The sequence below is a fragment of the Streptomyces sp. cg35 genome, assembly GCF_050410835.1.
GTDB lineage: Bacteria > Actinomycetota > Actinomycetes > Streptomycetales > Streptomycetaceae > Streptomyces.
Genome location: NZ_CP191269.1, coordinates 25,218 through 46,386 on the forward strand (window position 1 = coordinate 25,218; position 21,169 = coordinate 46,386).

Annotated in this window: 22 protein-coding genes; 16 read left to right on the forward strand and 6 right to left on the reverse strand. The window is 68.2% G+C overall.

Annotated features, from left to right (window positions below; all coding sequences use genetic code 11):
* The first annotated feature begins 16 nt into the window (after positions 1 to 16).
* The gene (locus ACQUQD_RS41655) at positions 17 to 868 is read left to right on the forward strand and encodes a hypothetical protein (protein ID WP_428957918.1); all 852 of its coding nucleotides are present in this window, start codon (positions 17 to 19) and stop codon (positions 866 to 868) included.
* 114 nt (positions 869 to 982) lie between these two features.
* On the forward strand, positions 983 to 1,375 hold the full coding sequence (locus ACQUQD_RS41660) for a hypothetical protein (protein ID WP_428957919.1): 393 nt from the start codon (positions 983 to 985) through the stop codon (positions 1,373 to 1,375).
* 41 nt (positions 1,376 to 1,416) lie between these two features.
* On the opposite strand, the gene ACQUQD_RS41665 is transcribed toward ACQUQD_RS41660, so the two are convergent.
* Positions 1,417 to 3,006 carry a glycosyltransferase gene (locus ACQUQD_RS41665; RefSeq protein WP_428957920.1) on the reverse strand — a complete coding sequence of 530 codons (1,590 nt, stop codon included), beginning with the start codon at positions 3,004 to 3,006 and terminating at the stop codon, positions 1,417 to 1,419.
* Positions 3,003 to 3,173: a hypothetical protein gene (locus ACQUQD_RS41670; RefSeq protein WP_428957921.1), complete on the reverse strand. Its 171-nt coding sequence runs from the start codon at positions 3,171 to 3,173 to the stop codon at positions 3,003 to 3,005. The genes ACQUQD_RS41665 and ACQUQD_RS41670 overlap by 4 nt, the downstream gene beginning before the upstream one ends.
* A gap of 147 nt (positions 3,174 to 3,320) precedes the next feature.
* Between ACQUQD_RS41670 and ACQUQD_RS41675 the strand changes: the two genes are divergently transcribed.
* From ACQUQD_RS41675 to ACQUQD_RS41685, 3 genes are all read left to right on the forward strand, one after another.
* Entirely contained in the window at positions 3,321 to 5,462 is a 2,142-nt protein-coding gene (locus ACQUQD_RS41675) for a hypothetical protein (protein ID WP_428957922.1), read from the forward strand.
* Positions 5,450 to 5,887, forward strand: coding sequence for a hypothetical protein (locus ACQUQD_RS41680; protein WP_428957923.1), 438 nt, complete (start codon positions 5,450 to 5,452; stop codon positions 5,885 to 5,887). Before ACQUQD_RS41675 ends, ACQUQD_RS41680 begins: the two co-directional genes overlap by 13 nt.
* 76 nt (positions 5,888 to 5,963) lie before the next feature.
* The gene (locus tag ACQUQD_RS41685; RefSeq protein ID WP_428957924.1) at positions 5,964 to 6,569 is read left to right on the forward strand and encodes a DUF6011 domain-containing protein; all 606 of its coding nucleotides are present in this window, start codon (positions 5,964 to 5,966) and stop codon (positions 6,567 to 6,569) included.
* 50 nt (positions 6,570 to 6,619) lie between these two features.
* Here ACQUQD_RS41685 and ACQUQD_RS41690 read toward each other — a convergent pair whose 3' ends face one another.
* The 4 genes from ACQUQD_RS41690 to ACQUQD_RS41705 all read right to left on the reverse strand — a co-directional run bounded on the left by ACQUQD_RS41690 (position 6,620) and on the right by ACQUQD_RS41705 (position 9,646).
* Positions 6,620 to 7,192, reverse strand: coding sequence for a hypothetical protein (locus ACQUQD_RS41690; protein WP_428957925.1), 573 nt, complete (start codon positions 7,190 to 7,192; stop codon positions 6,620 to 6,622).
* Between the two features lie 5 nt (positions 7,193 to 7,197).
* The gene (locus tag ACQUQD_RS41695) at positions 7,198 to 8,481 is read right to left on the reverse strand and encodes a DUF6545 domain-containing protein (protein WP_428957926.1); all 1,284 of its coding nucleotides are present in this window, start codon (positions 8,479 to 8,481) and stop codon (positions 7,198 to 7,200) included.
* The gene (locus tag ACQUQD_RS41700) at positions 8,478 to 9,014 is read right to left on the reverse strand and encodes a hypothetical protein (protein WP_428957927.1); all 537 of its coding nucleotides are present in this window, start codon (positions 9,012 to 9,014) and stop codon (positions 8,478 to 8,480) included. Before ACQUQD_RS41700 ends, ACQUQD_RS41695 begins: the two co-directional genes overlap by 4 nt.
* Before the next feature lie 83 nt (positions 9,015 to 9,097).
* A complete protein-coding gene (locus ACQUQD_RS41705) occupies positions 9,098 to 9,646 on the reverse strand; it encodes a hypothetical protein (RefSeq protein ID WP_428957928.1) in 549 nt (182 codons plus the stop codon).
* Positions 9,647 to 9,979: 333 nt separating this feature from the next.
* On the opposite strand from ACQUQD_RS41705, the gene ACQUQD_RS41710 reads away from it, so the two are divergent.
* From ACQUQD_RS41710 to ACQUQD_RS41760, 11 genes are all read left to right on the forward strand, one after another.
* On the forward strand, positions 9,980 to 10,276 hold the full coding sequence (locus ACQUQD_RS41710; RefSeq protein WP_428957929.1) for a hypothetical protein: 297 nt from the start codon (positions 9,980 to 9,982) through the stop codon (positions 10,274 to 10,276).
* Between the two features lie 384 nt (positions 10,277 to 10,660).
* Positions 10,661 to 14,272, forward strand: a complete 3,612-nt coding sequence (locus ACQUQD_RS41715; protein ID WP_428957930.1) for a ParB/RepB/Spo0J family partition protein — start codon at positions 10,661 to 10,663, stop codon at positions 14,270 to 14,272.
* A gap of 21 nt (positions 14,273 to 14,293) precedes the next feature.
* The gene (locus ACQUQD_RS41720) at positions 14,294 to 14,701 is read left to right on the forward strand and encodes a hypothetical protein (protein WP_428957931.1); all 408 of its coding nucleotides are present in this window, start codon (positions 14,294 to 14,296) and stop codon (positions 14,699 to 14,701) included.
* A gap of 58 nt (positions 14,702 to 14,759) precedes the next feature.
* Positions 14,760 to 15,617 (forward strand): hypothetical protein, encoded by an 858-nt coding sequence (locus tag ACQUQD_RS41725; RefSeq protein ID WP_428957932.1) that lies wholly within the window; start codon positions 14,760 to 14,762, stop codon positions 15,615 to 15,617.
* A 176-nt stretch (positions 15,618 to 15,793) separates the two neighbouring features.
* Positions 15,794 to 16,297, forward strand: a complete 504-nt coding sequence (locus tag ACQUQD_RS41730; RefSeq protein ID WP_428957933.1) for a hypothetical protein — start codon at positions 15,794 to 15,796, stop codon at positions 16,295 to 16,297.
* A 35-nt stretch (positions 16,298 to 16,332) separates the two neighbouring features.
* Positions 16,333 to 17,328: an HK97-fold major capsid protein gene (locus ACQUQD_RS41735; RefSeq protein WP_428957934.1), complete on the forward strand. Its 996-nt coding sequence runs from the start codon at positions 16,333 to 16,335 to the stop codon at positions 17,326 to 17,328.
* Between the two features lie 486 nt (positions 17,329 to 17,814).
* A complete protein-coding gene (locus tag ACQUQD_RS41740; protein ID WP_428957936.1) occupies positions 17,815 to 18,204 on the forward strand; it encodes a hypothetical protein in 390 nt (129 codons plus the stop codon).
* 4 nt (positions 18,205 to 18,208) lie between these two features.
* Positions 18,209 to 18,475: a hypothetical protein gene (locus tag ACQUQD_RS41745; protein WP_428957937.1), complete on the forward strand. Its 267-nt coding sequence runs from the start codon at positions 18,209 to 18,211 to the stop codon at positions 18,473 to 18,475.
* 12 nt (positions 18,476 to 18,487) lie between these two features.
* The gene (locus tag ACQUQD_RS41750; protein ID WP_428957938.1) at positions 18,488 to 19,501 is read left to right on the forward strand and encodes a hypothetical protein; all 1,014 of its coding nucleotides are present in this window, start codon (positions 18,488 to 18,490) and stop codon (positions 19,499 to 19,501) included.
* A gap of 106 nt (positions 19,502 to 19,607) precedes the next feature.
* Complete coding sequence (locus ACQUQD_RS41755) at positions 19,608 to 20,270, forward strand: hypothetical protein (protein ID WP_428957939.1); 663 nt, start codon at positions 19,608 to 19,610, stop codon at positions 20,268 to 20,270.
* Positions 20,270 to 21,148, forward strand: a complete 879-nt coding sequence (locus ACQUQD_RS41760) for a hypothetical protein (RefSeq protein ID WP_428957940.1) — start codon at positions 20,270 to 20,272, stop codon at positions 21,146 to 21,148. The genes ACQUQD_RS41755 and ACQUQD_RS41760 overlap by 1 nt, the downstream gene beginning before the upstream one ends.
* The last annotated feature ends 21 nt before the right edge of the window (positions 21,149 to 21,169 follow it).

Sequence of the window (21,169 nt, forward strand, 5' to 3'; positions counted from 1 at the left end):
TTGGGGAGGACCCACCGTGACATCGACCCCCGACTGGCGCCGCCTCACCGACATCGTGATGGCCGTGCCCGAGAAGATCTACGAGGGCTGGAACTCCCGCGACGGCTGGGACAACCACACCATCTTCGGCAAGGAGTACGGCTGGGACGGCGTCGCCTGGTGCGTCATGTTCGACTGGTGCATGTACGAGGACGCCAAGCTGGAGAAGATCGTCCCGAAGGTCGCCAACGTCGGCGCGTTCACCAGTCACGCCAAGAGCAAGGGGCAGTGGTCCGAGTACCCGTCCGTCGGCGCCTGGGTGAACTTCTCCAACGGCGGCCACACCGAGCTGGTCGTCGGCTTCGACGCGGACAACGTGTACACCAAGGGCGGCAACAGCATCAAGGCCGGTGCCGCCGACAACGGGCAGGGCAACGGCGTGTTCCAGCACACCACCGCCCGCCGCAGCTCGAAGGTCGTCGGGTACTTCGCGCCGCGCTTCCCCGACGGCGTGTGCCCGCCCACCGCCGACCCGAATGACCCGCGCGGCGGCAAGGCCGTGAAGTCCTGGCGGTACAGCAAGGCCTCGTCCGGCTCCTCCTCGTCCGGCTCCAGCACAGCGAAGGCGCCCGCGTTCCCCGGCCGCAGCTACTTCCTGCGCGGCGCGAAGAACCAGTACGCGAAGCAGCTGCAGACCTGGCTCGACAAGGGCAACTTCGGCCCGAAGTACAAGGTCGGCCCGTCCGAGACCATGACCCAGATGGACCTGGACAAGGTCGCGGCGCTGCAGAAGCACTACCTGAGCAAGCTCGGCCCTGCCGACGGCCTGTGCGGCCCGCTCACGTGGCAGTACGCCTGGGAAGTCGCGAACGGCAAGCGCAAGAAGTAAGCCCCGCCGCGAGGCCCCGTATCGCAATTCCCCTGCGATACGGGGCCTTCGCGCTGTCCAGGGGCTGTGGGGACCGCCAAGGGGTGAAATCCACCCCCACTTACGAGGAGCGCCATGAGCCAGCCTGAGCCCACTCTGGGGCAGTTGTGGCAGCTGATCGAGCGCGACTCGCAGATCACCCGCCGCCACGTCCAGGAGACGCTCGACGACGTCAAGCGTCGTCTGGACTCCTTCATGACCAAGGAACTGTGGGAGAGCGAGAAGCGGCTGCTGGTGCAGCGCATCGAGGGCGCCGAGGGTGAGCTGGCCGCACAGGCGGCCCGCCACGAGGCCCTCAAGACGAAGATGGAGAACGACGCGCGCGATCAGGAGCGGGCCCGCCAGCGTGAGGCTGCGCAGAGGGTCCAGGGGCGGCAGCAGAGCATGCGCGACTTCGTCTACAAGGGGATCATCCCGGCTCTGTCCCTGCTGATTGCCGTGCTGGCTCTCTGGCTGGGAGCGTCGTGACATGACTCCGCCCCGAGGCGGGGGTTGCTCGGGGCGGAGGTTCAGGAGGCCGACGTCAGCCTGATCTGGGGGATCTTCAGCGTCGACTCGTCGAGAGGGTCCAACACCTTGGTGTAGACCGGCTCGGGCGCGGCGGGCGCGCCATCCAGGGAGACCTCGGCGCCGTTCTGCCGGGTTCCCCAGCCCGTGCGGGCACAGGTGATGACTCCGTACCAGCGCAGGTACCGGAACCACGTCCAGGCCATGATGACGGCCAGGGGCATCATCAGCCAGGTCAACGCGCGCGAGCGGATCCGCTCGTCGGTGCGGACGATGCCGAGGTAGCGCAGGCCCTGGGCGTAGGCGAGCAGGAACGGGATCCAGAGCATGGTGAGCGGCGGCCGGTTGCCGTATGCGAACGGCTCGACCAGCAGCAGCCACAGGGTGATGAGCTGGGTGAGGACCAGCTGGGTCCAGCGCATTGCGTGGAGCCAGAACGCGGGCCGGTTCAGGGAGAGGTAGCGGATCCGCCAGATCGAGCGGATCGTCGAGCCGCGCATCCACCGCAGGTACATGCGCGAGAAATGGCTCCACTTCTCCGGCATCGCGGTGAACACGATCGCCGAGGACTGCTGCACGGTCAGGCCGCGCGCCTGCGCGTACAGGGTGAGCATGGAGTCATCGCTGAAGGCGACGCCGCGCCCCATGAAGGTCTCGTTGAGGTACGAGCCAAGGTTGTCGCGGACGACGGAGCCTCGGTAGGCGGCCAGCGGACCGGAGTTGACCATGACGGCGCCGACGGTGGACTGTCCGCCTCGGTCGATCATCTGTGAGGTCACGAACCAGAGGTCGGTCGTGCGGGCCATGAGCTGGGTGCTGCGCCAGTGTGCGAGCTGGCGCAGGCGGGCCCTGCGGGCGGCGAAGGAGGCCTTGCGTCGGTGGCTGCGCGTACTGGGGCGGGCCGGGCGCTGCGGGCCGTGGTTGTTCGTGGCGATGACGACCCCGGCGACCGACTGGACGCGTCGCTTCGAGAGGGGCTTGAGGATTTCCTCGATCGCCTTCGGGTCGAGGTAGGAGTCGGAATCGACGGTGATGTACACGTCGGCGGTCATGCTCTTCTGGACTGCGGCGGCCTGGGCGTGACGCTTGCCCTGGTTCTCGGTGCGCTGCCAAGTCGCCTGGACGCCGTGGCGGGGCGCCTCGGAGAGGAACCAGTCGCGGACGGCGGCGTATGTGATGGGCGTGTTGGCGGCCTTGTCGAAGGAACCGTCGTCGACTACATGAACGCTGTTGGGCAGTCGGCTCTGCTGCAGGAAAGATTCCAAGCCGAGCCGGAGGAAGCCGGGGTCCTCGTTGTAGACGGGCATGAGGATCGCGACGTGGAGCTTGTCGAGACGGCTCTGCTCGACGCTGGAGACCCGGCGGGGGCGGTCGAGGTGATACAGCGTCACCTGGATCGCGAAGAGAATGAAAGTACCTGCCCAGACGGCGGTCAGGCGGCTGGTGGTCTCGGAGTTCCACTCAGCGACTTCGAGGACGTGGCGCGCGGCCCAGAAGGCCAGCAGGGCCAGGCCGCAGATGGCGATGAGGACGCCGCCGGAGCGGTGCTGTCGAGCCGACAGCACCCCATCCTGGCGTCGTCTGCCGGTCACTTCTGCCCGACAGTGGCCCGACGGCGGAATCCGACACGGACCAGAACGATGCCGAACCCGACGACGCCGACGGCGACGCCGAGCAGCTCCCATCCGGACCATATGCCGAGTCCGGTAGCGGCGAGGGCTCCGCCCCCGGTAGCGGCGTTGCTAGCTCCTTCAGACATAGGTGTCCCCCCACGGAACTGAGTTGTGAAGAAAATCTGGCGGTTGCACACATCATAGGCACGATCGGTTCCCGTGACAGTCCTGTCACCCCATCTGTGACCTACCTCAAGGGCTGAAATCAGTACGTCCGTTGAGGGAGGCGTCTAGTGGGCCGCCGTTTCGACCATGTCGCGCAGCAGCATCACGAGACGCTGGCTGCGCAGCGTCTTGCTGTTCGGTCCGAGGAGTACTGGGAGTACCAGCCCGACCAGCAGGTTCAGACAACCGACGGCTTCCCGGGCCGGGTGACGGCCGTGAACGACGGTCCGTTCCCGGGCGCGGAGGAGTACGAGGTCACGCTCGACGGCGGCATGGGAGGCGGCACCTACACCGCCTCGCAGCTGCGCCCCGCCGCCGTGACCACGGCCGTCCTGGAGCAGACGGCCGCTGCCGACTATCCCGAGCTGGCCCAGATCTTGGTTGAGCGTCCCGACCCTGCAGGCGTCACCGTCTTCGCTGCCAAGCAGGACGACGACTCGCAGGACGACGACGACCAGGACGATGACCAAGACGACTCGGATGACGGCTCCGAGGACGACGGCGACGATGATGCACCGCCGTGGGCCAAGAAGTCCTCGGCCCTGTTCTCCTCGCTCATCATCACGGCCGCCGCCGACCGCGACTTCCGCTTCCACGTCACGGCCGCCTGGCGCGACGTCGTCGCCAAGGCTAAGCGCCTGCGCTCCGAGGGGCGACTGCGCGTCACCCTCGCCTCCGACGGCTACGTCTTCGCGGAGGTCAAGGGCGACCACCAGGTCTATGAGACCGGCCTGCAGCGCCTGCCCGGCCGCACGGCCGCGCACTCGTGGTCCTGCGGCTGCAAGTGGGGCGCCTACCACTGGGGGGCCGACGACGACTTCAGCCGCTTCGCAGGACGCATGTGCAGTCACGCGCTCGCGCTGCAGTACGAAGCCCAGAGCCGGGGCATGTTCGGCCGCAACATCAACGCGGACGAGGAGAAGCCCGCCTGGGTGCCCCGCAAGGTCGTCGTCCGCTACGACATCGACGCCGACCAGCACCGGCTCGCCCCGTCGACCGCCCGCACTGCCGGATACGACTACTACGGCGAGTGGGACGGCCACGACGATGACGCCCCTGACAACCAGGCCAAGTCGCGCGAGTGGGACAACATCCACTCCGGGCTCGACGGTATCCACCGAGGCCTGGGCGTGCACCTGCACCCCAGCGACCACGCGATCGTCCACGACGAGTCCCGGCCGCTCGAAGAGCGTGCGCACCACCTGCTGAAGTCCCTGCCTGGCAGCATCCACGGTCAGGAGGGCAGCGTCGGCTGGCATTGGACCTCGGACGACGGCGTCGCCGAGTCCTTCGGCGAGACCGGCTCGCAGAACACGGCCAAGGACCGCGACGGCAACTGGCGCGAGGGAACCTCCGTGGTCCTGCACGCGCACACGCCCGAGCGGCACGACATCAACGAACACCCCGACGAGTCCCAGGGCAACGTCTACGGCTACCACGACCACGGCGAGCGCGAAGTGCCGCTGCGCAGCGGAGCCTCCGTCTCGCTGAAGGGCGTCTCCTGGAAGCCGATGCACGACGTGCACGACGCCCACGGTGACCTGGTCGAGGAGCACAGCGACCGCGACTACACCCGGCACGACTTCGGCGGCCAGGGCCATCACGTGTACGCGTTCCTGCGCCAGCCTTCGGCCGGGAGCCCTCTGCAGATGGCGGCGAGCGCAGCCGTGCGGTCCGGCGAGAACCGGGAGGATGTCGCCATCGCGCTCGGCTCGATCGGCGTGACAGCCTCGGTGGACGCGCCGTTCGGTGAGCCGTCGGGCACGTCGTACCAGCTCCCGAAGGCGCCGGGCGCGACGTCGCCGAAGGTGCCGTGGGAGAACCCCGCGTCGGCAGGGCCGCTCGCGGGCGCAGACCCGGCGGGCTGGAACCGGAAGCTGCCGCTGGAGTCCTTCGCGGCGCTCGACGAGTCGGCGCTCTTCGAGCCGGGCGGCGCTGAGGCGGATCTGCACGAGGAGCCGGAGGGAGCGCTGCCTGCGACCGACGGGGTGCAGATCCCCTCGGAGGACGAGTCGCTGACGCCGTCCATGGCCGGGCTGAAGCGGCAGGCGTTGAAGAGCTTCACGCTCGCGGAGCGCGAGGCCCTCATCAATGAGGGCGAGAACGTCCGGGCGGCGAACCTCGACCGCCTGGAGATCGACGGAACCCACTACGCCGACCTGGAGCAGATCCTGGCGGCCCAGGAGGACGACACCACATGGCTGAGCTGAGCAAGGACGTCATCGAGGGCTCCGACGCATTCGAGGAGCTGCCAGTCCAGGTCAACACGTCACACGACCCGTTCGACGGGGACAGCCAGAAGTTCAGCTGGCCGCGCCAGGTGAACATCGGGCAGCTGCAGATCGAGGTGACCGAGGCGCTGGGCGAGCAGGTCCGTCTGGCGTTCATCCTGCCGGTGGGCGAGGACGGGGTGGACGAGCCGATCGACGACGACCACCCGCTGGTCGTCTACGTGACGCCGTCGTCCGCCGATCTGGCGGCGGTGCGGCAGGTCATGGCCGCTCACCGGCCGGACCCGTATTACGGCATGTCGGACGAGGAACGACAGGCGGCCCAGCTGCAGGAGAAGGTCGCCTCCGGTGCGGAGCTGTCGCTGCCGGAGATGCAGCAGGCACTGCGGCTGTTGATGGGCTGACCGGCTGCGGGGCTCCTTCTGCTCACCCCAACTTTGGGTAGAGTTCGAGCTGTTGATGCTCACGAAGGAGTCCCGCGTGGCCTTTCAGATCCAGGGGCCGCTGACCCTGCAGGGGTACGACGAGCGCGGCAGGCCACAGTTCGGGTTCTCGGCGCCTGCCCCTGCCCGCCCGCTGTCAGCCCCGCCACCCAGGCTGCCGAGGCAGGAAGCCCGGCTACTGCCACCGCTTCAGCCGCAGCGGCCTGCTCACCCCAAGGGGGCGTCCTCGACGCGGCCGGTGTGCACACCCGATGGCAAGGAGCCGCTGGAGGGGTACTTCACCGCCCAGTTCGGCGACAGCGGCAATGACTACGTGACGCTGCGGTTTCGCAGACAGGGCACGAACCGCTCGTTCAAGCCAGGGCAGATCCTGGTTGGTTACCTCGCTGGACCGGACAACCAGAGCAGCTACGAGTCGTTCGCCAGCGTCGATAGCCGGGGCCGGTGCTGGATCTGGCACGCGTACACGGGCAATCAGAGGCTGCGCCAGGCGGTCGCGTCTGTGCTGGGCGACCAGCGGCTGGCAGGGGAAGCCTGGGCTCGCATGTCACAGCGGTGCTGGCTGTGTGGGCAGCCGTTGACCACTCCGGAGTCGCTGGATCTCCTGGTTGGCCCGGACTGCAAGAGAAAAAAACTGCGCTGACATCGAGATGTCGAGACATCGAGCCGCCCCTTTCGGGGCGGCTTTCTGCGTTACAGGCCGAGACTGAAGACGGGGGCGGCGACGAGAGCACCGAGGACTGCCCCGGCGATGGTCTGGGCCGGGGTGTGGTCCTTGAGCAAAGCTCGTGACCAGGCGACCATCGGGATGAGGGCGATGGTCAGCAGGACCCACGGCCCGTACAGCAGGGCGAGCATGGCGAGCGCGCCGGTGAGGACAGCGGTGTGCACGCTGATCTTCCAGAACCGGGTGACCGGCCAGATGGCGGTGATGGTGGCCAGCATGGCGCCAACCATGGACAGCAGGGGCGCTGGTGCGCCACCGACCACCATGAGCACCAGGCAGGACAGGACGGACAGGACGATGGCCGGGATGGCGATCATCCGCTGGGCGCGCTCGGGGACGTGCCGGTCCGCCCAGGTCTTCTCCTTGCCGGTGGCGATGATGAAGACGATGGGGATGATGGCGCAGAAGAGTATCGCCAGGGCGCCCCAGCCGACGCCATCCCAGCCGTAGTGCGCGCCGATGAGCAGACACAGGGCGGTGATGACGTTCTTGGGGTCGACGAGGTCGGTGAGGAGGCGGGCTATGCGGGGCTTCGTCATGGGCGTTACACCGAGGCCAGGCGCCGGTCGAGGCGGCTCATGGCGACTGAGTCGGTCATGGCCTTTCCGATGGGGAGGAGGTGGCTGGTGGCAGCCAGAGGGTCATCGCCGGGGCGCAGGAGAGGATCGCCCGGCGGGCCGTCGTAGGGGCGGGCGCCGGACTTCTTGCGCTGGATTCCACTGCGTAGCAGGTAGGCGGTGCCCATGTAGTCAGGCAGGTCGAGCGCCTGGACCGTGTGCGCGGTCTCCTCTCGCAGTTCCGGGGTGATGTACTCCTGGACCGCGAGCGAGGCGTCGCAGATCTGGGTGACACGGTTACGCAGGCGGAAGTCCAGGTTTCGCCAGCTCCAGAAGTCGGCGGCCATGGCCAAGAAGGCGTCCACTCGCCGACGCAGGCGCGGCGCGCGGCTGCTGGCGTGTGAGGAGGGCTCCTCGTCGCTCCAGAGCACGGCGGGAACGGCGCTGGTCATGGCCACCCACATCGGGCGGAGGTCGTTGACCGCGCCGTGGGCGTTCATGCTGCGCGTCAGTCGCTCCCAGGCCGGGGCGGCGCTGCCGATGATGACGAGTGTGACGCAGGAGATGAGGGAGAAGTTCGAGCCCATGTCGACGAAGGTGTCGCCGCCGAGGAACGGCTTGTCGAAGAGGCGGGAGATCAGGTAGCCGGAGCGGAGGATGCCGTAGGTCGAACCGATGGCACACCCGACGGACAAGGCCTGCATGCCGTACCGGAAAGGTCCGGCGGCTTTGGGGTGTCGGGAGGCGGCAGCGCACATCATGGATGCGCAGACCATGCCGAAAATCAAGTAGGCGTAGAACAGGAGCAGGTGGAGGGAGCCCCAGAAGTGACCCGCCTGCTGGAAGATGAAGTCGGCGTCCTCTTCGTTGCCGGGACGTCGGTAGGCCAGTGGGAAGATCGCGGTGACGACGACGATGGCGGCCCAGGTCAGCACCCGGCGGGGGCGGTTGCTGATCGCGCGGCGGTAGCCGGGCTCACGCTTGCCGTCCATTCGGCCGGGTACCACCGTGGTGACCCAGCGCAGGAGTCCGGCGACGGCCGCGATGCCGCAGAGATGCTTGGTCAGGGTGGCAGCGTCGTCCACGTTGGTGACGTTGAAGAGGAAGTCGCCGACGCTGCTGATGCGCGTGACCATGGCTACATCGAGGGTCGCAAAGACGAACCAGAGGGTGCGACTGCGTTGGTTGCGGCGGGCGGCGGGGAGGCGGCGGATCACCTCACCGGTCAGGAGCGCGACGACAATCCACGCGAAGAGATCAGGCGTGCTCACCAGTACTCATTCCGGGTATCCAGGCACTCGCGCATGTTGGTGACGATGTCCGACGTGGCCGGGCGAGTGCGCTGCAGCCAGTCCTCGGTGAAGTAGCTGAACTCCTCGGCCGCGCGCTCACGCGGGTCGCTGAAGTTCGTGCGGCACATGCTGGCAGCCCACAGTTCGTCGGACGTATGGCTGCACAGGCTCTGCAGCAGCTTCATCAGCTGCGGCAGGTCGATGGGGTCCGGCTCGTCACCGTTGACCATGTGCCCCATCTCGTGGCCCAGGACGTGAGAAAGGAAGACGCCGTCGGCGGAAGGGTGGGCCCACACGAGGTCCACGCCCTCTCCGGGCACCCACATACCGCTCGGGCCGCCGGGAGAAGCGACGCGCGGGTCGCGGCTGAGCATGAGCTTGTTGCCGCGCACCTGTTCCACATACTCGCGCAGGAGCAGCTCTGGCGTACGGGGCTCGTTGAGAGGCAGTACGAGGTCCTGCAGGACCCTGCCCCACTCCGTCTTCCGCCCCCGCCGCACCATGAGCTTCATTGACGCCCCCATCCCGATGATCACCGACCCCACCGATTACGCCACTTAGCGTAGTGCAGGGGACCGACATTACGACGCGGGGACTAGTCCTTCGGTTGCGTCTTGGCTACCTGGTCAATGGCCGCAAGTTGCGCATGGATCATGCCAGTTGCGACTGCCGGGCTGAGCTTGTTGACCCCCCGCATCATGGCGGTGAGTAGCTGACTTGGGTCGGCGGTCCCTCCGTCCTTCAGCTTCTGCCTCAACTCCCGCGCTGCACTGATGAGTTCGACCTCGGACTCTGCAGCTCTCGTCTCCTCGGTCTCCTCGTCCTCGCCGAAGAAGTAGGCCGGGTTCACGCCGTAGAACGCGCCGAGGTACTTGAGGACGAGTCGAGTTGGGTTGTCCCGCTTGTCGTGGATCAGGTCGCTGACGTAGCTGCGGTTCAGCAGCGGCTTGTCGTCCTCGATGATCTGCTCGATCGCAGCCTTCAGGAGGTCACCTCCCTCAGGCATCTGCTCGCGCGCCTGAGAAATCTTGTCCTCGACGTACAACCTTGAGCACCCCTCAGCGATCTCAGTCGCCGGATACTTCTTGGGGTTCGGTTCAAGGTTGAACTTCAAGACGGTGAGCCGTCGGAGCTTTTGGGCCAAGGGCCCAATCTCAAGCTCGGGCCCGCTATGGGACGCCCCCATCGGGTCGCCCTCCCCTCAGTATCAAAAATCTCTCCGTGTGAGGGGATCCTACCCGCAGCGTCGACCTGAGCGACGCTCAGGGCCTTAAAACAACCTTATCCGTGGCTCAAGTTGACACCCGGGGTGGTTGGCGTCATACGATCAGCGCAGCAAACGGACAGATCGTGTACGCGGGGGTGATGCAGGGTGACGGGTGAGCTTCGTTCGGTGGCCCTGCCGACCGGCATGCTGTCCATCGTGCGCTCTGGAGCCGTAACGGGTGAGTCGTCCCCCTGGCCCCAAGGAGCCCTCGTGCCCACTCCCGCCATCGTCCGCACGGTCGTGCCTATGATCGTCGGCGCCGCTCTGTCTTTCCTCGCCACGCACAACATCCACGTGGACACCACGACCGAGCACGCCCTGAACCTTGGGCTGACCGGTGCTCTGGGTGCCGCGTACTACGTCGTGGCGTACGCGCTCGAATCTCGCTGGCCCCTCATGGGCTACCTGCTCGGCTCCAACGCCAGGCCGACTTACGCAGGGAAGCACCGGAAGACCAGCTCCGCCCCGACGTCCGCCACGTCGGGTTCTCCGGAGGACCGGCTGTAGACCGCCAGCTGCTGCTGAAGTAGACCGGAGCCGGACCCCGGCCGACCCACTTCCTTGCCCAGGAAGGTCGGCCGGGGTCCTTCGCATTGCAGCACGGTGTGCAGGCTTCCTGCACGGACTAACGAAGCTTAGGTGGAACCGTAGCGGGTTATGAGTTGACAGTCTATTTGTCGCCAAAGCGATGACTCTGTGTAGCCGTAACCGCCGTCTACGCTGCGGTGATTCTGCACCCCTCACGCACCAGCACACGCCTCCTACACCATGCCTCCACCAAAACGACGCATGCCCGTTGTTCGGCGACGTACTCCTTGCTGTTCAGCACCTTCTCGGCCCCCTCAAGAGGCGAGGGCGCATCCGCGCCGCCGCCCGCCCAGGAGGACCCCGGTGCTGAAATTCGCCACGGCCCAGATCATCGCCGCCAGCCTCGGCGACCAGCAGGAGCGCTTCTCTAAGGCGGCCCACCGCGCGGTCTTCCAATACGACGCCCGTCCCGGCTACCTGTACGTGCGTTCCCGGGCCATCTCCAGCCGGTGCAACGACAACCACGACGAATTCCCCGCTACGGAGATCGCGAAGGCGTACGCGACCTTCGTCGGCAAGCCGGTCTTCGTCAACCACCACAACGAGAACCACCGGCGCGCGCGAGGCGTCATCATCGACGCGGCCCTCCACGAGGACCGCAACCCCGACGGGACGCCCGACACTTGGGCCGAGGTCCTGATGGAGATCGACGCCAAGCAGTTCCCGAAGCTGGCCAAGGCGATCATCGCCGGGGACATCGACCGCACGAGCATGGGCTGCGACGTCGAGCGATCGGTCTGCTCGGCATGCGGCAACGAGGCGACCACCCCCGCCGAGTACTGCGCCCACATTCCGGGCCTGAAGGGCAAGAGGATCTTCCGGCACACCGCGTCCGGCCAGCGGGTCGGCGAGCTGGTCCGCGAGACCTGCTACGGCCTCTCCTTCTTCGAGAACTCGGTGCTCGTCGAGCCGCCCGCCGACCCGACCGCGCACTTCCTCGGCGTCGACTCCACCGGCCTGGGCAAGGCCGCCTCGAAGAGCGCCGCCGTCGACTTCTCCGCCTTCGAGGACCGTGACGAGCTGGAGGCCGACGACGACGGCGAGGACGTCGCGCCCAAGCCGACGCCCGTGCACCCGGCCCCCCGTCCCAAGCCCGCCGCGCCGTGCGTGCCCGCCGACGGCACCACCCCCGACCGCCAGCGCCGCCAGGACGCAATCACCCGGACCAAGCCCTTCACCCCGCTCAAGCCGAGCCTCAACACCCGCGCGGCCGGGCAGGACGGCCCGAAGTCCTACCCCTGGACCCAGACCTATCAGGGCCCCAACGGCTACGAGGACCGTGAGAACGAGGTCCAGGGGCCTCTGTACCACGGTGGCGGCGCCCGCTGGCGCGACGGCCAGCCGATCACGCCCGGCCGCAAGCCCCACCCGGAAAGCGACGAGTCCGGCAGGAGCCAGCACGTCTACTTCACCAACAAGCTGGACACCGCCGCCGACTACGCCCACCGCAGCGGCGGCCACGTCTTCGAGGTCGAGCCCACCGGCAACTTCCTCATGGACCACAACGAGAACGACTTCAAGACCAAGCACCCGCTGACTGTCACCCGCAGGCTCGACCCGTCCGAATGGCAGAGCGGACGCACGGCGGCGCTGCATGCCAAGGCGACCAGCACCGGTCCGTTCTCCTGGGACGAGATCGGAGAACGCCACCCGCACGTGTACGGCGACCCCGAGTTCCACGGTGAGGCTGCCGAGGGCGCCGACGGCGAGGGCATCGGCTCTGCGGCCAACCACCTTGCGCACGACCGGCCCGAGGACCCGGATGCCGAGGGCTCCGACGTCCACAGCCTTGAGTTCCACCTGCAGCACATCAACCCGCGCCACATTGACTTCCAGCGCCACGGTGGCGGCGACGGTCGCGTCGAGAGCGCCCGCCAGGGATACAGCAAGAACCCTGGCCAGGTGCCGCCGCTGGTGCTGGTGCACCGGCACGGCGTCTACCAGGTCGCCGACGGCCACCACCGAGCACAGGCCGCCTACGAGAGCCGGATGGACTCGGTGCCCGCATATGTGGCGCATTCGCCGCACCCCAAGACCCCGTTCAGCGACGGCGCGAAGGGGCCCTTCCACAGCGCGGAGACGGCGCCGAGGCAGCGTACGCGCCCGGCCCGTACCCGCGCACAGGCTCCGGCGGCGCAGCCGCAGTGGGAGCAGCAGAAGCTGTTCGCCAAGCAGGTCGAGGCGGCCAAGCCGCAGTTCGAGAACCCCGGCGATCACCCGTGGTTCAAGGAGACCGGCCTGAGCCACGAGCACGTGCTGCACCACTGGGACCAGGCGACCGATGAGGAGAAGAAGCAGGGCGCCCGCTGGTACCCGGACGCCCACCACGTCGCCAAGGCCATCGCCAAGCTGAATCCCGACATCACCGACGACAGCGAGGCCGCGCACAAGGGCGCGGGTGTCCTGTCGGCGTACTCGCCGCAACAGAACTGGTGGGCCAACCAGCACAACGCGGCCCGCTCGTTCGTCAACAAGAAGGCTGTCGGCAAGGGCGAGGGCCTCATGGTGATGGGCTCCCACGCCACGGCCGCGCAGAAGATCCTCGACGGCGAGGACCACCAGAAGGTCCTCAAGGGCCCCAAGACGCAGGACTTCGCCCACCTGATCGAGCACGGCGGCAACGACGAGCACGGCCAGCCCTCCCGGCGCGTCGTCATGGACCGGCACGCCCTGTCGGTCGCGGCCGGACGCCGCCTGAACGCCGACGACGCCAAGGGCTTCCCCTCCGGCAACCGGCACTACTACGAGCACGCCGCCGAGCACTACCGCACGGCCGCCGCCGTCATCTCCGACCGCGAGGGCCGCCACGTCCCGCCGCATGAGGTGCAGGCGGTTACCTGGCTGACCCGCCAGCGGCTGAACGCGGCCGACGACGAGGGCTCGCCTGGCGGCAAGGGCCGCCAGACGGTGCAGCGCAACCAGCGCCAGCAGTGGAAAGACCTGGCTGGGGAACACACGCCGCAGCTGAAGGACGACGGCAACTCGCACGTGGCCAAGGTGGTCGACGCCGTCCTGATCAACGCCGACGGCTCGATCAGCGCGGTGGCGTACGGGGAGATCAAGGCGCCGCAAGACGTCGACACGTTGCGCGAGGAGAACTGCCCGGTGTGCGGCGATGCCGACACCTACGACGGCATGACCTGCCAGGTGTGCGGATTCGTCTCCCCGCCCGAGCAGTTCCGTGACCCCGACCTGGGCGCGGCCAAGCGAATGGACCTGCGCAAGCAGGTCGTCGACCCGAGCCTGGTGGACGACAACGGCGAACTGCAGCGCGTGGACAGCGATGGCACGGCCATGCCGGGCGCTGAGGAAGGCCAGCAGGACCCCGGCATGGTCGACCCTGACCAGCTGGACGAGAACGGCCTGCCGCCGTCCCCCTTCGGTGACCAGTCGCTGGACGGTACGCAGGAGGACGGCCCTGCGGTCTCGGACCGCAACGGTGATGGGATGATCCAGCCGGGCGAAATCGACCCGGGCGGCAACGTCAACGCCCAGGATCAGGTGGACCCGGAGATGGGCGGGCAGGCCGCGCCGCGCGAACTCCCGTACGCCCAGCAGGACCACACGGGGCAGCCGTTCACGCCGGGGCCCGACGTCCCGCGACGTCCCGATGAGCCCGAGGGGCCGGACGCTCTGCTTGGCCAGGAGGACGGCCAGCAGGCCCCCGGCCTCGCTGCGCCGGAGCCCATGACGGGTCAGCCCGGCGATGGTGTCTCGGACCTGAAGTGCCCGTCCTGCGGGTTCAACGCCGACGCCACACCGCCGCAGACCCAAAACATGGGCAACCCCATGGCGGGCTCGGACGGCGTCGTCGCAGGTGATGTCTGCCCCAACTGCCAGAGGGCGCAGCTGCTGACCCCGGGCGAGATGAACGGCCAGGCATCCGCCCCGCCGCCGGTCATCCCCCGTTTCTGACCAGTCCCCAAGGAGAACGCCATGGCCAAGATCAAGATCGAGTCCTTCGTTGATGCCAGCACTGTGATCGAACCCGAGGTTGCTTTCGAGGTACTGCATGTCGAGGAGACCGATCGCACCCTGGGAGGCGCTCCCGTGATCCGTGTAGACGGGTGGGAGTTCGTGGGTGACAGCGACTTTCGTCTGGAGGAGCAGCTCACCAAGTGGCTCACCGACTCAAAGACGACGTTCGTCTACAAGGGCCGCCTGTATCAGCGCATCGATAAGACCCCTGCGTTCGTCGCCTACTTCGGTCTCCAGGCCGTCGCCGACAACGGGGATGGCACCTGGACGGTCAGTGGCGAGAAGTCCCGTCCGTCGCTCAACTCCGCCGAACTGATCCCTCTTCGGCTGCTGTCTGACGCGCCTGGCATTCCCACCAAGGGCTGAGGAACAACCCGCCCACAGCAACCATCATGAACCCCATGGCTTTGAAGGAGTGTCCAGTATGAGCCGACCGATCATGGCGGCAGTGGCCGCGCAGCAGCAGGTGATCGACGACCAGCGCAAGGCGCTGGCGGTGCTGGGGCAGCAGGTCGCCCTCATCGCCCGGCTGGCCGGTGTCACGGCCGAGGTCGAGGCCCTGGCCAAGACGGCTGACATCGCCAACCCGGCGCAGCCGATCCCGGACGGCCCCGAGCAGGCTCCTTCGGAGTCGACCGAGCAGGCGGCGACCCCGGAGACCAACGACGACGTCCGCTCCCCGGGGCAGACCGGCAACAGCACTCAGGGCGTTCCGGCCGCCACGACCGACACCGCGCTCACCCCGGGTGGCACGCTCCCGGCGGAGCCGTACGGGAACCTGCAGGACGCCACCTCGCCGGTCTCCGGCGTGAACACGGGCGAAGTCGGCGGAGACCAGACGCGCATCGAGACGGACGTCCGCGTCGGCAACCCGATGCAGCCGGAGGTCGCGTTCCCCTGGAACATCAGCGACAACCAGTCGAACTCGGCGCCCCCGAGCACCGGTGAGATGTCCCAGGGCGGCGGTGGCAGTGCGTCGCCGAACCGCACGCACGCCAGCCTGCGCCTGGCACGTCTGCGTGTGCAGGCCGGTGCGGCCAAGGGCGACGACCTCACCATGGCCGCCGCGATCGAGGCCGACGCGCGGATGACCGGCGCGATGATCGAGCACGAGATCTCGGTGCTGGATGGCATCGTGCGTAACGCCTCGACGAAGGCGCAGTCGGCGGGCCGGGCACCGGTGCGCGCGCAGGCTCGTGTCGCGCCGTCGCTGGCTCCTCAGTCGACCGCCACCGGCGGCGGGTTCGAGGCCTCCCACGACAGCGACATCTTCCTGGACTGACCGTCTCGGTCTCCGTACAGCGAAGGGCCCGGCACTGGCTGCCGGGCCCTTCGTCGTATCTCGTCAGAAATTCCTTGTCAACCGCCCCTGTCCGACCAGGGGTTGCCCACGCCTAGGGGGTGAAGAGAGACGGCCTGCCGGTCCCGGCGGCCAGCCGAGACACAGGAGGGCGGAACATGATCCGCGTCCGGGCGGCCAATGCCCACATCAAGCGCACGATCCGACCGACCTACGCCTGGACCCAGGCGACGCCCAAGAGCGTCTTCCTCGACCCCGCCTGGGACCGCAGCGTCAAGATCTACCCGGGTATGGCCCTCGTCCGTACCACCGGCGAGCAGGTCTCCCTGGTCGGCACCGCCGCCCAGCACGTCTACGGCCTTGCCGCCGACTACGTCGGCGGCGACGACTTCGACCCGCTGCTCGATGTCGGCCTCAACGCCACCGCCGTGTGGGTCATGGGCTCCGACGCCGAGTTCGAGATCCTCGCCCCGGCCTTCGACGACACCCTCACCTGGACCGACCCGGGCAACGGTGTCGAGGTCCTCGTCCACGCCCAGACCACCGGCGCCAACCGAGGAAAGCTCGTCCCCGCCGGTACGTCCGGCGCGACGACCAACCCGGTCGCCCGGCTCCTCAAGGTCAACAGCCCCTCCAAGATCACCATCGGCGGACTGCGCTAAGGCGCCCTGAGCCGAGCGAGAGGACAGAACACACCATGACCGCAGCGCTCACGACGCCGGGCAGCCACAAGGGCGGCGTCACCGCCAAGAAGTCGGACGACTACGTCTCCGACATCCTCGCCCGCCGCGAGGCCAAGGGGAACGCGCCCCTGACCACCGAGGCGAAGATGCAGCGCCTCCAGTCCGTCGTCGCCGACCAGACGAACGGCATCAAGCGCCTCGGCGTCGGCATGATCGGCCCGATCCAGCTCAAGCTCCGCTACCAGGGCATCACGCGCAACGTCCTCGTCGAGGACCCCTGCACCCCGGGCACCCCGGTCGAGTACGACGTCTGGGACGACCTCGGCCAGGCGTACATGATGTCCGGCACCGAAGGCGAAGTCCGCATCACGCCCTTCGAGGGCAAGCGCATCCAGGTCAGGTTCTTCCGCATCGCCTCTCGCCCGGCGATCCGCAAGGAGGACCTCCTCTACCTGCGCATCAACGCGGTCGAGCAGGCGCAGGACGAGACCAAGCAGGCCATCCTCAAGCAGGAGGACTCGCGCCTGGTCACCATCCTGCAGGCGGCGATCTCGGACTACCAGGGCCGCTCCGACCACACGGTCACCCCGAACCACGTGATCACGGAGGCGTCCGGCTACCTGACGCCGGGCTCGCTGTACTCGGCCGTGTCCATGACGGACATGCACGAGCTGCAGTCCAGCCGCATCCTGATCAACCCCATGGACTACCGGGACATGTACCGGTGGGACATCAACCAGGTCGGCTGGGCGTTCAAGGACCGCGTCGTCGCAGGTGAGACCATCACCTCGTTCGGCGAGTTCCAGATGCAGCGCTCGATCGTCATCCCGCAGGGCCAGACGTTCCTCACCCCGGACCCGCAGTTCCTCGGGGTGTTCCCGGTGCTCTACTCCCTCGATGTCGAGGAGAACCACCGGGTGGAGAGCTTCTGGAAGGGCTGGGTGTTCGACGAGATGGTGTCGATGCTCATCCTGAACCCGCGCGGCCTGGCGAAGATCGTCAAGAGCTGACCCTCGCGCGGTACGCTCCACAGCTACGGCCCCCTCCCGAGTCGACCGGGAGGGGGCCGTAGCGTTTGCCCACTACCTTGGGAAGGGCGCCTGGTCCACTCCGAGTCTCTGACTGCGCGGGCAGACAGTCAGACCACGTGAGCCCCTTGCCCCAAGGGAGCAAGGGGTCACAGCGGGGGGCGTCCTAAATCGGGCGTTCCGCATGCCCTGGCGAGTGACATGTTCTCACTGTGACAGATTCGCCGCTCTCTGTGTAGCCGTTTGGGTAAATCCCCTTCCCTCGAAGGATTTTGGGCCGTGTGTGCTGTCGGCCTCCGCATAACTGGCCGTAGGGGGTGAGGGTTTGTGGTGGGCCCTCGTGCGGCTCCGTTCTCCGGCCGCTGGTACTCAGCCCTCGGGAAGCCCCCGGGGGCTGAGTGCTGTCTGCCCCCCTGTCTGGCCACCAAGGGGTGACGGAAACGCCGTCCTCGGTCTCTGGAGGCCCCCATGCAGGTGCAGCGGCTCATGGTCAGCAACCCCTCGAACGGAGTCGTCGTCGTGACGCCCGACGCGGACCGCCCCAAGGCGTACCTGCGCTTCGAGCCCAAGGGTGACGCCGAGGGCGGCGACATCCTCTACGTCTCCCGGGACACGGCGCTGCAGACGCCCTTCATCAAGGCCGTCAAGCGCGGGGTCCTGGAGGTCGACATCGAGGAGATCGCTCTGGACGACGAGCTGGCGAACCTGCTGCGGGTGGACCCGGGGGCCAAGCGGCCCGACCAGGTGGTTGTGCCGAGCCCGGTCTCCGTGGACTACGACTACGACAAGGCCAGCGCTTCCTACCAGCGCGTCGAGACTCCCATCCCCGTGATCATCGAGCCCCTGGCGAAGGTGTGACCCCATGCCCCTGAGCGAACACGAGCGGCGCCTGCTGCTCACCGGAACCCTCGACACCTCCGGCGTTGGCGGCAGCCCGTATGCGGAACTGCCCGCCGTGGCCGTCGCATTCGGCACCGCCGACGAGCCCGAGCCGGTCGCACTTCCCGAGCCGGAGCCGGAGGCGGTCGTCGAGCCGGAGCCGGAGAAGAAGACCGAGGACTCCGAGGCGAAGCCGGAGCCCGAGAAGACCGCCCGGACCCGTAAGCGGGCCCCGGCCGCGAAGAGCTAGGAAGGGACTGCCATGGCCGCGACCGACCAAAGCAGCACGTACGAGACCGACGGCGCCATCGGCACCAAGGGGCAGCCGGTCCCGGCGCCGGTCCCGGCCGTCCAGCCCGACACCACAGAGGCCGGGCGGGTCTCGGCCCGCAACTGGGCGCCGGTGTCCACGGCGATGTCCGCGTCGCCGGACACGCTGGTGTCGACCGTTGTGGACAAGTACCCGCCTTACAAGGCTCCTCCGGGCCCGGTTCCCGGCTCGATTAAGGACACCACGCTCACCGACTCCCCGGTGGGCAACGGCACCGGCGGCAACGCGCCGTATCCGGGCCTGTCCCTGACCGGCACGCTGGAGACCGCGACGCTGGGGGCCGTGCCGATCGGCTCAACAGCTGTTCCGGCCGCGCCTGCCGCGCCTGCGCTGATCTCCGGCGACCGCTACGTGCAGGTCTCCTGGGCGGCCGTGGCTGACCCGGCGGCGGATGCCAAGGTGACGCAGTACGTGATCGAGTCCGACACCGGCGGCCACGTGTACGCGGGCCGTGACAAGACCACGGTGCGCTTCGAGAACGTCACCGGGGGCCGGGCCCAGAAGTTCCGCGTCGGCGCCGTCAACCGGAACGGCGACGGCCCCTTCGGCCCCTGGTCGTCCGCGTCCGTGGCCCCGGGCAACGAGGACCTGATCCGCCCGACCTCGCTGGCAGCCGACAATGCGGCCAACCCGATCTACCGCCAGGACGGCACGGTGGTCCCGGGGTCCTACGGGGCGCCGACGGCGCCGGGCAAGCCCAGCGTCGCCGCCCAGGGCACGGCAGGCACCGCGACGGTGACCTGGACCGCCCCGACGTCCGGTCAGCCCTCGGGCGGCTACGACGTGAAGGCCTCCTCCGGCCAGAGCGTCCACGTGGGCCCGGCCGCTCTGACGGCTGATGTCGCGGGGCTGACCGTGGCGGCGTCCGTGACCTTCACGGTGACGGCCGTCGGCCAGCTACAGAAGGCGACGTCGGCTGCATCGAACGCCTACACCGTGGCCTGACCGGCCCTGCCCCAGCAAGGCCCGCCCCACGACTCCGGGGCGGGCCTTGCTGTTCATCTCGATCCGGCCGCCCGAAGGGGCGAGGCTACGCAGAGGAGAAGGCGGCATGTCCGGGACGACGCCACGCATGGGGCTCAAGACGTTCGATCAGAGCGATCCCTTCTTGCGCCAGGACTTCAACGACAACAACACGCGCCTGGACGGCTATCCGGGCAGCTTCATCTGCACCTCCGCCTCCCGCCCCGCCTGGGGCACGAAGCAGGCGGGGATGCGCATCTACGAGACGGACACCCGGCGCGAGCTGGTGTGGACCGGCACGGCTTGGCGCGAGGTCCTGCTGACGCCGCCGGTCTGGTCGGGCTACGTGGCACCGAGCGTCGCCCTGGGCCACGACACGCACGTGTACTACAAGCTCGCAACTTTCATGGTGAACCGGCCGGGCGCGCTGTACATCGACCTGTCGGTCATCATCCAGTGCCAATCGCTGTACACGATGAACATCGCCTTCCGCCCGCAGGTGGACGGCAGCGACTGCTCCCTGGGCTCCGGCTCCGCCGGGTTCATGCGCGTGCCGCAGATCCACACCTCCGGCACCGGCTGGTCGCGTCAGTGGACCGTCCCGGTCCAGGGTCTGCGCACCGTCGGCGTCGGCAGCCACAGTTTCGGCCTGCACCTGTTCACCACGCCGACGTCGGTGACCAAGGCGGGCAGTCTGCGGCTGGAGAGTGCTCGGGGCATCGCCATGCTCGTCAACAGCACGGACACCTGATGACGACGGCCGACGAGTACACCGACAGGGCCTACGTATCCCGTTACGGGGCCGCCGAGTTCGGCCTGCGCGTGATGCGCGACGGCGCGCCTGGCGACGCCGACGGACCAGTCACCGCGCAGCTGCTGAGCGACGGCGCGTCTCCACAGGAGATCTTCAGCCGGGAGGCGGAGCACCCGGCCACGGGCGAGTACACGGTGCGGCTGTCCAGCCGCGAGACCTCCGCCCCGGGGCCCTACGTCCTGGTGTGGACGTACGTGGTGAACGGCCAGGAGGAGGAGTGGCGGGTCTGGCTGGAGGTCGGCAAGGCCGCTCCGGAGTACGACGTGCTCACGGAGGAGATGAAGGGGGTTATCGAGCAGACATGGACCCGGTTCAGCGACCTGTTCGACTACGCCACCGAAGGCCCGCACCTGCAGACCTACATCCAGTCCAACTTCGGCCGCAACCGGCTCGCGCAGCTGCTGCGCATCGCCGTCGGCCGCCTCAACACCGTCGCCCAGCCTTTTCAGACGTACACGATCGACGGTGACGGCGGCGCTTCCTTTCCCGTGGCGAAGTGGGGCTCCCTGCTGGAGTCCGCCCTGTACGTGGAGTGCCTGCGCCACCTTGTGCGCTCGTATGTCGAGCAGCCCGAGGTCCAGTCCGGCTCGGGTGTCTCGCGTCTGGACCGCCGCGACTACAAGGACCGATGGGAGGACGTGCTCGGGGTCGAGGAGCCCGTCCTCAAGCAGCAGTTGGAGCACTTCAAGATCGCGAACATGGGGCTCGGCCGCGCCCGGGTCCTCGTGTCCGGCGGTGTCTACGGCCGCTGGGGGCCGACCCGTCTGCCGCTTTCCCACGCCGCCCGCCCCCGGTGGCTGACCCGCATGTACTAGCTCACGAAAGCGATTCGGAGG

Excerpts from the sequence above, each read along its gene's own strand:
- ACQUQD_RS41740 (WP_428957936.1), top strand. The coding sequence starts at position 17,815 with ATGCAGGTGCAGCGGCTCATGGTCAGCAACCCCTCGAACGGAGTCGTC.
- ACQUQD_RS41720 (WP_428957931.1), top strand. The coding sequence starts at position 14,294 with ATGGCCAAGATCAAGATCGAGTCCTTCGTTGATGCCAGCACTGTGATC.
- ACQUQD_RS41755 (WP_428957939.1), top strand. The coding sequence starts at position 19,608 with ATGTCCGGGACGACGCCACGCATGGGGCTCAAGACGTTCGATCAGAGC.
- ACQUQD_RS41725 (WP_428957932.1), top strand. The coding sequence starts at position 14,760 with ATGAGCCGACCGATCATGGCGGCAGTGGCCGCGCAGCAGCAGGTGATC.
- ACQUQD_RS41735 (WP_428957934.1), top strand. The coding sequence starts at position 16,333 with ATGACCGCAGCGCTCACGACGCCGGGCAGCCACAAGGGCGGCGTCACC.
- ACQUQD_RS41745 (WP_428957937.1), top strand. The coding sequence starts at position 18,209 with ATGCCCCTGAGCGAACACGAGCGGCGCCTGCTGCTCACCGGAACCCTC.
- ACQUQD_RS41750 (WP_428957938.1), top strand. The coding sequence starts at position 18,488 with ATGGCCGCGACCGACCAAAGCAGCACGTACGAGACCGACGGCGCCATC.
- ACQUQD_RS41760 (WP_428957940.1), top strand. The coding sequence starts at position 20,270 with ATGACGACGGCCGACGAGTACACCGACAGGGCCTACGTATCCCGTTAC.
- ACQUQD_RS41680 (WP_428957923.1), top strand. The coding sequence starts at position 5,450 with ATGGCTGAGCTGAGCAAGGACGTCATCGAGGGCTCCGACGCATTCGAG.
- ACQUQD_RS41690 (WP_428957925.1), bottom strand. The coding sequence starts at position 7,192 with ATGACGAAGCCCCGCATAGCCCGCCTCCTCACCGACCTCGTCGACCCC.
- ACQUQD_RS41730 (WP_428957933.1), top strand. The coding sequence starts at position 15,794 with ATGATCCGCGTCCGGGCGGCCAATGCCCACATCAAGCGCACGATCCGA.
- ACQUQD_RS41670 (WP_428957921.1), bottom strand. The coding sequence starts at position 3,173 with ATGTCTGAAGGAGCTAGCAACGCCGCTACCGGGGGCGGAGCCCTCGCC.
- ACQUQD_RS41700 (WP_428957927.1), bottom strand. The coding sequence starts at position 9,014 with ATGAAGCTCATGGTGCGGCGGGGGCGGAAGACGGAGTGGGGCAGGGTC.
- ACQUQD_RS41660 (WP_428957919.1), top strand. The coding sequence starts at position 983 with ATGAGCCAGCCTGAGCCCACTCTGGGGCAGTTGTGGCAGCTGATCGAG.